This is a genomic window from Gymnodinialimonas sp. JB5-7, assembly GCF_055693405.1.
Genome location: NZ_JBVFUX010000012.1, coordinates 214,214 through 227,712 on the forward strand (window position 1 = coordinate 214,214; position 13,499 = coordinate 227,712).

Consider the following 13,499-nt stretch of genomic DNA (forward strand, 5'->3'; position numbering starts at 1 on the left):
CTAGCGCGCAGGCGCGTGCGGGGGAACAGGTTTTCAGAAGAAGTTCTGCGGGTCGATATCCACCGCCAACCGCATATGCCCCGGCAGTTTCAGCCCATGAATCCAGCGACTTATCGCAGGCTGCAGCGCCACGCCCTTGGGCGCCTTGACCAATAGCCGCACCCGATGCCGCCCGCGCACACGCGAAATTGGGGCGGGGGCCGGTCCATAGACGATGCCGCCCGCGTCACGGATCGGCCCGTCGTTGCGCGCCAGATGCGTGCCCAGATCAAAGGCCGCTGCCGCCTCGGTTGAGGAGATGATGATCCCCGCCAGACGGCCGTAAGGCGGCATGCCGGCCGCTTCCCGCTCCGCCGCTTCCGTCCGCCAGAACCCTTCCTCATCCCCGGACAAGATCGCGCGGATCACGGGATGATCCGGTTGGAAGGTCTGTAGCAAAGCCTGACCCGGCTTTTCGGCCCGGCCCGCACGCCCCGCCACCTGCCGCATCAACTGAAAGGTACGTTCCGCCGCGCGCAGGTCGGAGCCCTGTAAGCCAAGGTCCGCGTCCACCACACCCACCAGCGTCAAACGCGGGAAATTGTGTCCCTTGGCCACCAGCTGCGTGCCGATGATCAGGTCCGTGTCGCCATTCGCCAACTCCTCGATCTGCGCCTTCAGGGCGCGCGCGGAGCCAAACAGGTCCGACGACAGGATCGCCATCTTCGCATCCGGGAACAACGCCGCCGCTTCTTCGGCAATCCGCTCCACCCCCGGGCCAACGGCGGCCATTTTGCCCTCCACCTCGCAAGACGGGCAAGCCAGCGGCACAGGCTTCGTCTCGCCGCATTGGTGGCAGATCAGGCGCTTCTGAAAGCGATGCTCGACCATGCGTGCGTCGCAATGATCACACCCCACCATCTCGCCGCAGGCCCGGCAGAGCGTGACGGGCGCAAAGCCGCGGCGGTTCAGGAACAGCAGCGATTGTTCGCCCTCCCTCAACCGTTGCCCAACGGCTGAGGCCAGCGTTGGCGAAATCCACGACGATCCCGGCAAATCCTCCAACCGCATGTCGATCGCCGACATGTCCGGTAGGTCTTGGGGGCCAAACCGGCTGGTCAGGTCCAGCCGCGTGTACTTCCCGGCTTGCGCATTGGCCCAGGTCTCCAGCGATGGCGTGGCCGAGGCCAGCACAACCTGCGCATCGTTCAGCGAGGCGCGCAGCACGGTCATATCGCGGGCATTGTAGCTTGCCCCCTCATCCTGCTTGTAGGAGGTGTCATGTTCCTCATCGACAACGATCAACCCAAGGTCCCGGTAGGGCAGAAACAAAGCGGACCGCGCGCCAACCACCAGCTGCGCCTCACCCTGCCCCACCATCCGCCAGCACCGGCGGCGTTCGGTCATCGTCACGCCGGAATGCCATTCGGCCGGTTCCGCCCCGAACCGCGCCTTCACCCGCGTCAGGAATTCAGAAGTCAGCGCGATTTCGGGCAAAAGGACCAGCGCCTGCCGCCCCTGCCGCAGACATTCCGCCACCGCTTCCAGATAGACTTCCGTCTTGCCGGATCCTGTGACGCCCTTCAGCAACACCGTGCCATACCGGCGCGCCTTCAGACCGTCGCGCAGCTGCTCCGCCGCCTGCGCCTGATCTTCGGTCAGTTCTTTGCCCGGCAAGCCCGGATCAAGCGGCAGATAAGGCGCATCGCGCGGCGTGTCGGCCTCTTCCACCACGCCTTGTTTGGCGAGGCCTTTCACAACCGATGACGTGACCCCCGCCAATTCGCTGAGCTCCTTCAGCGTGAAACCAAGGCCACCATATTCTACGAGCGTATCAATGACCCTTTGCCGCGCGGGCGTGACGCGATCCGGCGCGCCCTGACCCAAGCGGTAGACCTTGCGCATCGACGGCGGGTCACTCATCCCCGGCGCGCGGGTCGCCAGACGCAACATGATGCTCATCGGCGTCAGGGTGTAGGCTCCTGCCTTTTCCAGAAACTCCCGCATCTCGGCCCGCATCGGGGCCACGTCCAGCACGCGGTTCACGGACCGCACCTTGGCAATGTCCCAATCGCCGCGTCCCTTGCCCCAAACCACGCCCAGGACCTTGCGCGGCCCCAGAGGCACCTCCACGAACGCCCCCAGCCAACAGCCGCCCGCGGGCGCTTTGTAATCGAGCACGCGATCCAGGGGCTCTGCCGTCAGAACCCCCACCAGATCACCTTCGTCAAAATGCTCGTCCATCGTATGTGTTAAGGGCTTCCTGTTAGCGCTAACGCAGGATATAGGGTGCCCCAAACGATCATACCCAATCCCCGAAAGGAACCGGCCAAATGAAATTCTTTGTGGATACAGCCGACGTCGATGCGATCCGTGAACTGCACGAGCTGGGGATGGTCGACGGTGTAACAACGAACCCTTCGCTGATCATGAAGTCGGGCCGCGACATCAAGGAAGTCACGGCTGAGATCTGTGCCATGGTCCCCGGCCCCGTTTCAGCCGAGACAGTCGCGCTGGACGCAGACGGCATGATCGCCGAGGGCCGCGAGCTGGCAAAGATCGCCGACAACATCACCATCAAGGTGCCACTGACCTGGGCCGGGCTTCAGGCCTGCAAGGTTCTGTCGGGCGAAGGGCGCATGGTGAACGTCACGCTTTGCTTTTCGGCCAACCAGGCGCTGCTGGCGGCCAAGGCGGGTGCGACGTTCATCTCCCCTTCGTCGGTCGCTTGGACGATATCAACATCGACGGCATGGATCTGATCGCTGAGATCCGCCAGATTTACGATAACTATGATTTCTCCACAGAAATCCTCACAGCCTCGATCCGTTCGGCCAACCACATGAAAGAGGCCGCGTTGATCGGCGCAGATGTCGCAACCGCGCCGCCGAATGTCATCAAAGCCATGGCCAACCACGTGCTGACCGACAAGGGCCTTGATGCCTTCATGGCAGATTGGGCCAAGACCGGGCAAAGCATCGTCTAAGGGTCACACCGACCGCTAATTCTCGGGCCAGAGTGAAAAATTCTGGCCCGTTTTGCCTCCGCCATGTTATGCCGCCCTCAACGAACAAGAAGACTTGAGGCAGTTGTAATGAGCACACCCGAGGCAGACGCCCCGCTCTTTCCCAATGAAGATTGGCGCGATCGCGCCCTGGCCGATCCGGAATTGATCCTTGAGGATCGCGACCTGATGCGCGCGCTGATCGCCGCAAATGACCGCCAGATGGGCGGCAATATCGTCGATATGCGCGGGATTGCGATGGAACGCCTGCAAAACCGCCTCGACCGGCTGGAAGACACCCATCGTTCCGTCATTGCCGCAGCGTATGAGAATCTCGCCGGCACCAATCAGGTGCACCGGTCGATCACACGCCTGCTGGATGCCAAGGAATTCACCGAGTTCCTGACCATGCTCGGCACCGATGTCGCGGGCATCCTGCGCGTGGACCGCGTGCGCCTCGTGCTGGAAAGCGCCGAAGCGACCGAGACCGAGGCCCCCAAGGTCCAGAAACTTGAAGATGTTTTGACTGTCGTCGCGCCCGGGTTCGTGAAGGATTACGTGACAGCGGGCCGCGATGTCCCCCACAGGCAGGTTACCCTGCGCCAGGTCGGCGGCGATGCCTCCAAAATCTTTGGGGAAGCCAGCCGCTGGATCCATTCGGAGGCCTGCCTGACACTCGATCTGGGCGAGGGGCGCCTGCCCGGCCTTCTGGTCATGGGCGCCGAGGACCCGCACCAATTCCGCCCCAGCCAGGGCACCGACCTGCTGACCTTCTTCGCGGGCGTCTTCGAACGCCTCATGCGCGGCTGGCTGGACTAGAGCCATGTCGACGGCGATCAACCCTGCCGTCCGTTCCCTGCTGGAAGCCTGGCTCACCCACCTGCGCGGCGTACGCGGGCGGGCAGAGGCCACGCTGACCGCATATGCGGCCGATGTGACCGATTTCCTCGCCTTTCAGTCGGGCCATCTCGGTGGTGCCCCCGGGCCCGCCGAACTCCGCTCGCTCCAAACCCGCGACTTACGCGCCTGGATGGCCAACCAGCGCGCCCGCGATGTCGGCCCGCGCTCGCTCGCGCGGCGCCTGTCGGCTGTGAAAGCCTTCTACAAATGGTGGGCAGAACGCGATGGGTTCGATGCCACGACCGTTCTGTCGATGCGCGCACCCAAGCACACCCGCCGCTTGCCTCGTCCACTGACAGAAGCGGGCGCAAAAGACATGATCAACGGCGTCGCCATGCAGGACGAACGCGATTGGGTGCAGGCCCGCGACATCGCTGTTGTCACCCTGCTCTATGGCTGCGGCCTGCGGATTTCCGAGGCGCTAGGCCTCACCGCTGACGCGCTTCCCCTGCCGCAAGTCCTGCGGATCACCGGCAAAGGCGGCAAAGAGCGCGAGGTTCCCGTTCTGCCCACAGCCCAGGCGGCCACAGCAAAATACGCCCGCCTCTGCCCTCACCGCCTAGAGGCCGAAACCCCGCTGTTCCGCGCCATACGCGGTGGCCCCCTTGGCCCCCGCGCGGTCGCAAAGGTGATGGAACAGACACGGATGCAGCTTGGCCTGCCTTCCTCTGCCACGCCCCATGCGATGCGCCATTCATTTGCGACGCACCTGCTGGACGCGGGCGGCGATTTGCGCGCGATACAAGAGCTGCTCGGCCACGCCTCCCTATCGACGACACAGGCCTACACCGCAGTCGACACCGCGCGCCTGATGGAAGTCTACAACGCCGCCCATCCCAAGGCCTAAGCCCCTTCCTTGTTTTGAAAATACCTCGGGGGAGGCGCGCATCGCGCGTCGGGGGCAGCGCCCCCCCAAACGCCCCACCACCCCGAATTGACCGCCACCTGTTGCAAATCCCCCGCAACCATGCATCCAGCCAAGATGCGTTTTAGAGCTTATTCTGTTCATCTCTTTACGGCCATCGGCGCCTCCCTCGCGATGCTCGCCCTGATCGAGGCTGCACAGCAGGATTGGGCGATGATGACGATCTGGCTTACCGTGGCCTTCATCGTCGATGGCGTGGACGGCCCGCTGGCGCGGCGCTACGACGTGACCGAGAATGCACCGATCATCGACGGCGCCCTGCTCGACCTGATCATCGACTTCCTGACTTACGTGATGATCCCCGCCTATGCGCTTTACGGCTCGGGCCTGATGCCCGGCTGGTCTGGCTGGATCGTGGTTCTGCTGATCCCCTTTGCCTCATCGCTCTATTTTGCAGACACGCGGATGAAGACGGCGGACAAAAGCTTCCGTGGCTTTCCAGGCTGCTGGAACATGGTGGCGCTTGCCATGCTGGTGATGGAGCCGCCTTGGTGGGTCATCCTTGCGCTGGTCATTGCCCTGTGCGCCGCGCAATTCCTGAACCTGAAATTCGTCCATCCCGTCCGCACGATGCGCTGGCGGTTCCTGTCCTTGCCGATTGCGATCCTGTGGGTGGCCGCAATTGCCTTTGCAGCCTGGACGAACTTCGCGCCAAATCCCGCGCTGACGTTGGTGGTGATGGTGACGTCGATCTACCTGGCAGTGGCAGGCATCGCACAGCAGGTCATCTACGATCGCGGCTACGCCCGCTAAAGCACTTTGCGTTTTATCTGAGGAACTCTTATCGCGTTCCGCGTTCGCGCCATCGGCGCGAGGCAGCGGGTTGCGATTCAATTCAAACGCGAAGTGCTACAGGCGAGCGCGGAATGCCGCGCATTCCGTATGGATTTCATCGCGAAATCCGCGGCAGCACCCAGTCGAACCGTCAGAGCTGGTATGGAACCGGCGGGGAAAACGCGCGCTTTCCACACGGATTTCTTGAGAAATCCGTCCGCGATCAATCGCGTGAGCGGATCACCTTGGCAAAGGCATCGAAGATCGGCTCGGCACCACACAGCACATGACCATCTTCCAGCAGGGATTGCTCTTCGCGGATCGGCTCCACAAAGGCGCCTGCTTCGCGCGCAATCAGGATCCCTGCCGCGATATCCCATGGCTTGAGGTTGTATTCCCAATAGCCCTCGAACCGGCCCGCTGCGACCCAGCACAGATCAAGCGAAGCCGCCCCATTGCGGCGCATCCCCGAACACATCGGCATCAGCTTTCCCAGATCCCGCAGGATGGCAGGCAGGTACTTGCCCCCATCGGGCGGCAGACCCGCGCCAAACACGGCCTCTGACATCTTGCTGCGGGCCGACACGCGCAGGCGCTGGGTGTCGTTCAACCAGGCCCCTTCGCCCTTTTCGGCAAAGAACATCTCGTCCTTTGACGGGTCGTATACGACGGCAGAGACAATCTCACCCTTGTGCTCCAAAGCGATGGAAATCGCCCAATGCGGCATGGCGTGCAGGTAGTTCGTGGTGCCGTCCAGCGGGTCCACGATCCAGCGCCGGGTCGGGTCCTTGCCCTCAACCGCACCGCCCTCTTCGCCGAGGAAGCCGTAGTTCGGGCGGGCCTCCATCAACTCTTCTTTGATGATCTCTTCCGCAGCCCGATCCGCGCGGCTCACAAAGTCGCCCGGCCCCTTGGACGAGACCTGCAATTGCTCCACCTCGCGGAAATCCTTCAGCAGGCTCCGCGCCGCCTTGCGCGCGGCCTTGATCATCACGTTGAGGTTGGCTGAGCCCTGCATGTCCGGTCACTCCGATAAGTCAGGCCGCGCGTATAGTCCCCGCGTTCAGGAATGCCAAGCGCCCCGCGCCTGCAACACCTCTTTCAACACAGTGGGCCGGTCGCTCATGATCCCGTCCACGCCCAGATCCAACAGGTGCTCCATCTCGGCGCGGTCATTGACCGTCCAGACCTGAACCTTCACACCCCGCCTGTCCGCCGCGCGCTGAACCCGCTTTGTGACCACAGGAATGCCGTTGAACGCGGTCGGCACCTGCACCACCGGAAACGGCAACCGCCCGACCGGCAACCCCCATCCCGCCACCCAAAGCCGCGCAACGCCTGCATGGGCGGGCGACCAACATAGGCCCTCCCCCAGCATGCCAAGGATCGCAGCGGTGTTCTTCGGATCGAACGCGCCCACGCAGACACGGTCCAGAGCGTCTGCCCGGCGAATGACCTCTGCCAATGGCGCGGCCACCTCCAAACACTTCAACTCGATGTTGAAAAAGGTCCCCGGAAACGCCTCCAACACCTCATCCAACCGAGGAACAGCCGCCCCACCAGCGGTCCGCAAACGCGTAAGTTCGGCCCAATCCATATCAGCGACCGCACGCGGATCGCCAAACATACGCTCAAACGTATCATCATGATGAACGACCACCACGCCATCGCGGCTCAGATGCACATCCGTCTCGATATGGGTGAACCCCAGGTCCACGGCACGGGCAAAAGCCTCCGCCGTATTCTCCTCCGCCTCCAATGCACCACCGCGATGGGCGAACCCGATAGGGCCGGGGAAATCCAGAAACGGATGCGTCATGCACGCCTCTGCAATTTCAACGGCTCGGTCCGGCACAGCTTCAGCACATGGCTCATGAATGGCTTTGCCGTGTCCTCCTCACGGCTCGCGCCATAAAGCCGCCGGGTTACCCCACCCTCGGTCAAGGGCTTGGTCACAATGCTCTGCGATCCACCCACATCGCGCACCACCCAGTCGGGCAGCACCGCAACCCCACGGCCAGAGGCCACGAGCAGCAAGATCACCGCAGACAATTCCACCTGCCGCACCGCCTTGGGCTCCACCCCCGCCGGATGCAAGAGTTGGCTGAACACATCCAGTCGCGCGCGCTCCACCGGGTAGGTGATCAGCGTCTGATCCGCGAAATCGCTGGCCTCGACGAAATCCTTGCCCGCCAACGGATGATCGGCGGCACAGACGAACACCGGCTCGTAGTCGAACAGCGGCGTGAAATCCACGCCCGCCAGATCCTCCGGGTCGCTCGACACAACCAGATCCACATCCTGCCGGATCAGCGCCGGCAAGGCCTCGAATTGAAGCCCCGGCCTGATATCCACATCCACATCGGCCCAGGTCTTCCGAAACGCCTCCAGCACCGGCAACAGCCAATCAAAGCAGGCATGGCATTCAATCGCGATGTGCAACCGCCCCGCCTTGCCCGCCCGCAGTCCAGTGAAATCCTCCTCCAATGCCGCAACCCTCGGCAGCACCTCCTCCGCCAAGCGCAGCATCTTCATGCCTGCCGCCGAAAGACGCATCGGCTTGGATCGGCGCACAAAAAGCTCCACGCCAGCCTGATCCTCCAGCCCCTTGATCTGATGGCTCAAGGCCGACTGCGTGATGTGCAGGCTGTCAGCGGCCTTCGCCAAACCGCCTTCCTCATAGATCGCCTTGATCGTGCGCAGATGTCGAAACTCGATATGCATACGGAACTCATATTCATGATGAGAGTTATGAATTTGGCTTCACCAGCCCTCTATGCGACATCCGAATGCGACTTATCAAGGACCTGAACCGTCATGGCCACTCCGCGCGTCTCTTTCGAATTCTTTCCGCCAAAATCCCTCGAAGCCTCCTTCCGCCTTTGGGACACGCTTGGCACTTTGGCCCCGCTGGCGCCGGAATTCGTGTCCGTCACCTACGGTGCGGGCGGCACGACCCGCAAACTGACGCATGAGGCCGTCACCACGATCCACGACAATTTCGGCGTGCCCGTCGCCGCCCACCTGACCTGCGTGGACGCCACGAAGGCCGAGACGCTGGAGATCGCCGACCAATACGCCGCCGCTGGCGTCACCCAGATCGTCGCCCTGCGTGGCGACCCGCCCAAGGGGTCCGACGGGTTTGCACCGCACGAAAACGGCTTCGCCTCCTCCGTCGAGTTGATCGAAGCCCTCGCCAAAACCGGCAAATTCGAAATCCGCGTCGGCGCCTACCCCGACCCACACCCCGAGGCCGCGTCCATGCAAGCCTGCGTCGACTACCTCAAACGCAAGATCGACGCCGGAGCCACCTCCGCCATCACGCAGTTCTTCTTCGAGGCCGAGACCTTCTTCCGCTTCCGCGACGCCTGCACGGCGGCAGGCATCACCGCCCCGTTCCTCCCCGGCATCCTGCCCATCGAGAACTGGTCCAACACCCGCCGCTTTGCTGAGCGCTGCGGCGCGACCATCCCCGCATGGCTCGACGATGCCTACGACGCCGCAATCCGAGACAACCGTGAAGAGTTGCTCTCAACCGCTATCTGCACCGAGCTCTGCTCCGACCTTATCGATGGCGGCGTCGAAGACCTGCATTTCTACACGCTCAACAAACCCGAACTGACCCGCGATGTTTGCGCCGCGCTGGGGGTCGCGCCGAAAGTGGCGCTCGCCGAGGTGGCGTGAGCCGTGCACACGGGCCCGGCATCGCCTCAGCCTTCGCATCCATTGTGTCGCTGCCACATCGCCGGATCGTGCCCCTCAGGCACGGCCGCACACGGGTCCGAGGTATAGCCTCGAAATACCGCATAGGCCGCCACCTGGTCCTGCTCCAAAACGTCCAAGGTCATCAAATGCCTGGAAAGATGGACAAAACGCAGATCAGCCCGGGCCGTTTCTGCCGCGTTGATCAGGGCCCTGAGTGCGCTTTCGTCCAAAGCGCCTGACCGGAATCCTGCGTCCAATGCCCGCTCCGCTTGGATCAGGGCCTCCCCGCGCGCAATCGCATCGGCGCGCATCGCCTCGTAGATCGCCTGAATGCGCTGCGACTGCGCATCCGTCAGCGCCAAATCCTCCGCCAATTCCAATACATGCGCCGGGCCAGGAAAACCGTTGAGTTCCGCCGGCAAGGCAAGACCCCAACCGGACCCTTCCCGTAATACCGCAATGTCTTCATCGGACAGGCTGGTGATCTCGCGCCGCTCAAACCCTTGGTAGGGCTGGGTATTGGTTTGTGCCGTCGCAGCGGACGAGGCCGCAATCAACGCAGTCGCAAAGACTATGGGGCGTAACATTTAAGTCCTCCTTGATTGATTGCTTATGGTCCGAATTGGGTCAGCCCTATATGATTGTGATCATGTGGCAGCCGTTTTTTGTTTTCGACCAGACACCTGTTCGCAAGATGGAGGCCGGGGATACACTCTTCCGAGCGGGCGCGCCGGTCTCCAAGGTATTCCTCGTACAAAGTGGGCGCACCGAACTGATCCGGCACTTGCCGTCGGGAGATCCCATCGTTCTGCAACGCGCATCTTCTGGACAGATCATTGCCGAAGCGTCGGTTTACGCGGCCCGCTATCATTGCGATTGCATGGCAACCGAACCAACTGTTCTGGCGTGTGTGTCGCAAGGGGCTTTCCTCGACGCGCTTAGGTCCGATGCGGATTTTGCCGAAGCTTGGGCGTCACACCTGGCCCGCGGGGTTCAACGGTCTCGCATGCTTAGTGAAATCCGAAGCCTGAAGACCGTGGCCCTTCGGCTTGACGCGTGGTTAGCCGAATACGGCTCGCTGCCTCCGAAGGGGCAGTGGCAGGGATTGGCGCACGAACTCTCGGTCAGCCGCGAAGCGCTGTATCGCGAATTGTCTCGGCGCCGCAAAAGCTGACTGATGTCTGCCCTGCGCATTTGTCAGAGGCCAACCCCGCCGCATTGGCAAAAAAGCAATCGCGATGCGCCAAAAATCATTTCTACAATTGTAGAAATATCAGAAATCCTAACCCATTGATTTCATTCAATCCACCCTCCAAAATCCACCCTGATCACGCGTGAGCAACCTTGCACACGCCCCCTTGCGCCCGCCCCACACCCATGGCCTCATACCTCCGACCGAGGAACCTAGAGGCCGCCACCCATGCCCCAACACCACTACGCCGAGACCATCGAGGGCCTCCCCACCCGCGAACAAACGCTCTCCATGTCCGGCCTCGATTTCATGCTTGGTATCCTGAACGGCACCCTCGCCGCCCCACCCATAAGCCAGACCCTCGGCTACCGCCTCGCCAGCGTCGAAGACGGGCGCGTCACCTTCCGTGGCACGCCTGAATTCAAGTCCATGAACCCCATCGGCACCGTCCATGGCGGCTGGTACGGCACCCTTCTGGACAGCTGCATGGCCTGCGCCGTGATGACGAAAGTGCCCAAGGGCTCCGCCTACACAACGCTGGAGTACAAGGTGAACATCACCCGCGCGATCCCGATTGGGACTGAGATCATCGCAGAAGGCACAGTCTCCCATGCAGGCCGCACCACCGGCGTCGCCGAAGGCACGATCCGCGATGCAGAAACAGGCAAGCTCTATGCCACAGGCTCCACCACCTGCCTGATCATGCAAATCACTTGACCCCATCAGCATCCGTGAATTGACTTGAGGTCAGCGCCCGTGCAAACCCACGCCTTCTTTTGAACCCATGGAGACGAGCCAATGATCTCGCCGGTCCTGCCAAGCTACAGCCGCGCCAACCTCTCCTTCGTCAAAGGCGAAGGGGCATGGATGATCGAGGCGGATGGCCGACGTTTCCTGGATTTCGCCAGCGGCATCGCCGTGATGGCCTTGGGCCACGCCCACCCCAAGGTGGTGCAGACGCTGAAGGATCAGGCAGATCAACTCTGGCACACGTCGAACCTCTACACCGTTCCGCAACAGCAGGCGCTGGCGGAACGGCTGGTCGAACACACCTTCGCCGACACGGTCTTCTTCTGCAATTCCGGCACGGAAAGCGCGGAACTCGCCATTAAGATGGCTCGCAAATACCGCGATGCCGTTGGCGAGCCTGAGCGCACCACGATCCTTTGCTTCGAGGGCGCGTTCCACGGCCGGTCCCTCGCCGCAATCTCTGCGGCCGGGCAAGAGAAACTGGTCAAAGGCTTCGGCCCCCTCGCCCCCGGTTTCCGCCAAATCCCCTTCGGCGACCATGACGCCCTGCGTGAAGCAGCCGCAGCTCCGGATGTCGGCGCGATCATGGTCGAGCCCATCCAGGGCGAAAGCGGCATCAAACCGCTGCCCGACCAATGCCTGAAGGGCCTACGTGATCTGTGCGACGAACATGGTCACCTGCTGATCCTGGATGAAATCCAATGCGGCATGGGCCGGACGGGCAAGCTTTTCGCCCATGAATGGGCCGGTATCTCGCCCGACATCATGCTGGTCGCAAAGGGCATCGGCGGCGGCTTCCCCCTCGGCGCGCTTTTGGCCACTGAAAATGCCGCCCAGGGTATGACCGCGGGCACCCACGGCTCCACCTATGGCGGCAACCCCCTTGGGTGCGCGGTCGGCACAACGGTGATGGATGAAATCACTTCTGACGGCTTCCTGGATAACGTAAACCGCAAGGCTGGCTTCCTGCGCCAGAAACTCGAAGGTCTTGTCGCCGCCCACCCGGATATCTTCGAAGAGGTACGCGGAACCGGCCTGATGCTTGGCCTCAAATGCAAAGCCACAAACCTCGATGTGGTCAATGCAGGCTATGACAATGACCTTTTGACCGTCCCCGCAGGCGACAATGTGGTCCGGATCCTGCCCGCGCTGACCATCACCGAGGACGAAATCAGCGAAGGCATCACCCGCCTGGATGCCGCTGCCACCGCATTGGAAGGGCGCGCTGCCGCCGAGTAGCGCTCTTGTCTTCCATTGGTCAAAAATACCTCGGGGGTCCGGGGGCTGGCCCCCGGGTGCACTCCACCAGCAAAAAGCACGCACACATGACCCATTTCCTCGACATCCACAAAACCAGCCAGGATGACCTGCGCCACATCATCGACCACGCGATCGAGATGAAGACGGCACGCGCCGGCCTCCCAAAAGGCACGCCGGACGCCGAGCAACCGCTTGCGGGCCACATGGTCGCGCTGATCTTTGAAAAACCCTCGACCCGCACGCGCGTGTCATTTGACCTGGGCGTACGTCAAATGGGCGGGCAAACCATGGTGCTCAGCGGTTCAGAAATGCAGCTCGGCCATGGGGAGACCATCGCCGATACCGCGCGCGTGCTCAGCCGCTATGTCGACCTCATCATGATCCGCACGTTTGAGGAGGAGGTCCTGCTGGAAATGGCCGAGCATGCCTCCGTCCCCGTGATCAACGGCCTGACGAACCGCACGCATCCCTGCCAGATCATGGCGGATGTGATGACGTTCGAAGAACATCGCGGCCCGATCAAGGGTAAGAAGGTGGTCTGGTGCGGGGACGGCAACAACGTCTTTGCGTCCTTCGCCCATGCCGCCGGGCAGTTCGGGTTCAACCTGACCTTTTCCGGCCCCGAAACGCTCGACCCGGAACAGGTTTTTCTTGATGCGGCCCGCGCCAAAGGCGTCTCGGTCGAGATTGAACGTGACCCGGCAAAGGCTGTCCGCGGCGCCGATCTGATCGTGACGGACACCTGGGTTTCCATGCACGACAGCCAGACCGCGCGCGAACGCCGCCATAACCAGCTGCGCCCCTATCAAGTGAACGACGCGTTGATGGCCCACGCCAATGACGACGCGCTCTTCATGCATTGCCTGCCCGCGCACCGGAACGAAGAAGCAACCGATGCCGTCATGGACGGCCCGCATTCCGTGATCTTCGATGAGGCCGAAAACCGCCTTCACGCGCAAAAGGCCATCATGCGGCATTGCCTTGGGGTTTAGGGCCAGGATCCTAGCCGC

General features: G+C 62.4%; 13 protein-coding genes and 1 pseudogene. 9 read left to right on the forward strand and 5 right to left on the reverse strand.

What is annotated here, in order from left to right; all coding sequences use genetic code 11:
- Positions 1 to 33 precede the first annotated feature (33 nt).
- Entirely contained in the window at positions 34 to 2,223 is a 2,190-nt protein-coding gene (locus tag ACZ1HK_RS08705) for a primosomal protein N' (RefSeq protein ID WP_472628381.1), read from the reverse strand.
- An 89-nt stretch (positions 2,224 to 2,312) separates the two neighbouring features.
- Here ACZ1HK_RS08705 and fsa point away from each other — a divergent pair.
- From fsa to ACZ1HK_RS08725, 4 genes and pseudogenes are all read left to right on the forward strand, one after another.
- Positions 2,313 to 2,965: pseudogene (fsa, locus tag ACZ1HK_RS08710) on the forward strand (fructose-6-phosphate aldolase).
- 108 nt (positions 2,966 to 3,073) lie between these two features.
- Complete coding sequence (locus ACZ1HK_RS08715; RefSeq protein WP_472628382.1) at positions 3,074 to 3,802, forward strand: DUF484 family protein; 729 nt, start codon at positions 3,074 to 3,076, stop codon at positions 3,800 to 3,802.
- Between the two features lie 4 nt (positions 3,803 to 3,806).
- Positions 3,807 to 4,730, forward strand: coding sequence for a tyrosine recombinase XerC (locus ACZ1HK_RS08720; protein WP_472628383.1), 924 nt, complete (start codon positions 3,807 to 3,809; stop codon positions 4,728 to 4,730).
- Positions 4,731 to 4,865: 135 nt separating this feature from the next.
- Positions 4,866 to 5,561: a CDP-alcohol phosphatidyltransferase family protein gene (locus tag ACZ1HK_RS08725; protein ID WP_368476134.1), complete on the forward strand. Its 696-nt coding sequence runs from the start codon at positions 4,866 to 4,868 to the stop codon at positions 5,559 to 5,561.
- 244 nt (positions 5,562 to 5,805) lie between these two features.
- On the opposite strand, the gene ACZ1HK_RS08730 is transcribed toward ACZ1HK_RS08725, so the two are convergent.
- Genes ACZ1HK_RS08730 through ACZ1HK_RS08740 form a run of 3 tightly spaced genes read right to left on the reverse strand, consistent with a single transcriptional unit; the run spans position 5,806 to position 8,306 of the window.
- Positions 5,806 to 6,600, reverse strand: coding sequence for an inositol monophosphatase family protein (locus tag ACZ1HK_RS08730; protein ID WP_472628384.1), 795 nt, complete (start codon positions 6,598 to 6,600; stop codon positions 5,806 to 5,808).
- A 45-nt stretch (positions 6,601 to 6,645) separates the two neighbouring features.
- The gene (locus ACZ1HK_RS08735; RefSeq protein WP_472628385.1) at positions 6,646 to 7,401 is read right to left on the reverse strand and encodes a glycerophosphodiester phosphodiesterase; all 756 of its coding nucleotides are present in this window, start codon (positions 7,399 to 7,401) and stop codon (positions 6,646 to 6,648) included.
- Positions 7,398 to 8,306, reverse strand: coding sequence for a LysR family transcriptional regulator (locus tag ACZ1HK_RS08740; RefSeq protein WP_472628386.1), 909 nt, complete (start codon positions 8,304 to 8,306; stop codon positions 7,398 to 7,400). The genes ACZ1HK_RS08735 and ACZ1HK_RS08740 overlap by 4 nt, the downstream gene beginning before the upstream one ends.
- 93 nt (positions 8,307 to 8,399) lie before the next feature.
- Between ACZ1HK_RS08740 and metF the strand changes: the two genes are divergently transcribed.
- The gene (metF, locus tag ACZ1HK_RS08745; RefSeq protein ID WP_472628387.1) at positions 8,400 to 9,266 is read left to right on the forward strand and encodes a methylenetetrahydrofolate reductase [NAD(P)H]; all 867 of its coding nucleotides are present in this window, start codon (positions 8,400 to 8,402) and stop codon (positions 9,264 to 9,266) included.
- A gap of 26 nt (positions 9,267 to 9,292) precedes the next feature.
- Here the strand turns inward: metF and ACZ1HK_RS08750 are convergent, their stop codons facing one another.
- Positions 9,293 to 9,874 carry a Spy/CpxP family protein refolding chaperone gene (locus ACZ1HK_RS08750; protein WP_472628388.1) on the reverse strand — a complete coding sequence of 194 codons (582 nt, stop codon included), beginning with the start codon at positions 9,872 to 9,874 and terminating at the stop codon, positions 9,293 to 9,295.
- A 62-nt stretch (positions 9,875 to 9,936) separates the two neighbouring features.
- On the opposite strand from ACZ1HK_RS08750, the gene ACZ1HK_RS08755 reads away from it, so the two are divergent.
- The 4 genes from ACZ1HK_RS08755 (at position 9,937) to argF (ending at position 13,481) form a co-directional block, all read left to right on the forward strand.
- Complete coding sequence (locus ACZ1HK_RS08755; protein ID WP_472628389.1) at positions 9,937 to 10,461, forward strand: Crp/Fnr family transcriptional regulator; 525 nt, start codon at positions 9,937 to 9,939, stop codon at positions 10,459 to 10,461.
- A 246-nt stretch (positions 10,462 to 10,707) separates the two neighbouring features.
- Entirely contained in the window at positions 10,708 to 11,196 is a 489-nt protein-coding gene (locus ACZ1HK_RS08760; RefSeq protein WP_472628390.1) for a PaaI family thioesterase, read from the forward strand.
- A gap of 81 nt (positions 11,197 to 11,277) precedes the next feature.
- Entirely contained in the window at positions 11,278 to 12,468 is a 1,191-nt protein-coding gene (locus ACZ1HK_RS08765; protein WP_472628391.1) for an acetylornithine transaminase, read from the forward strand.
- Positions 12,469 to 12,554: 86 nt separating this feature from the next.
- On the forward strand, positions 12,555 to 13,481 hold the full coding sequence (argF, locus tag ACZ1HK_RS08770; protein ID WP_472628392.1) for an ornithine carbamoyltransferase: 927 nt from the start codon (positions 12,555 to 12,557) through the stop codon (positions 13,479 to 13,481).
- Positions 13,482 to 13,499: the final 18 nt, after the last annotated feature.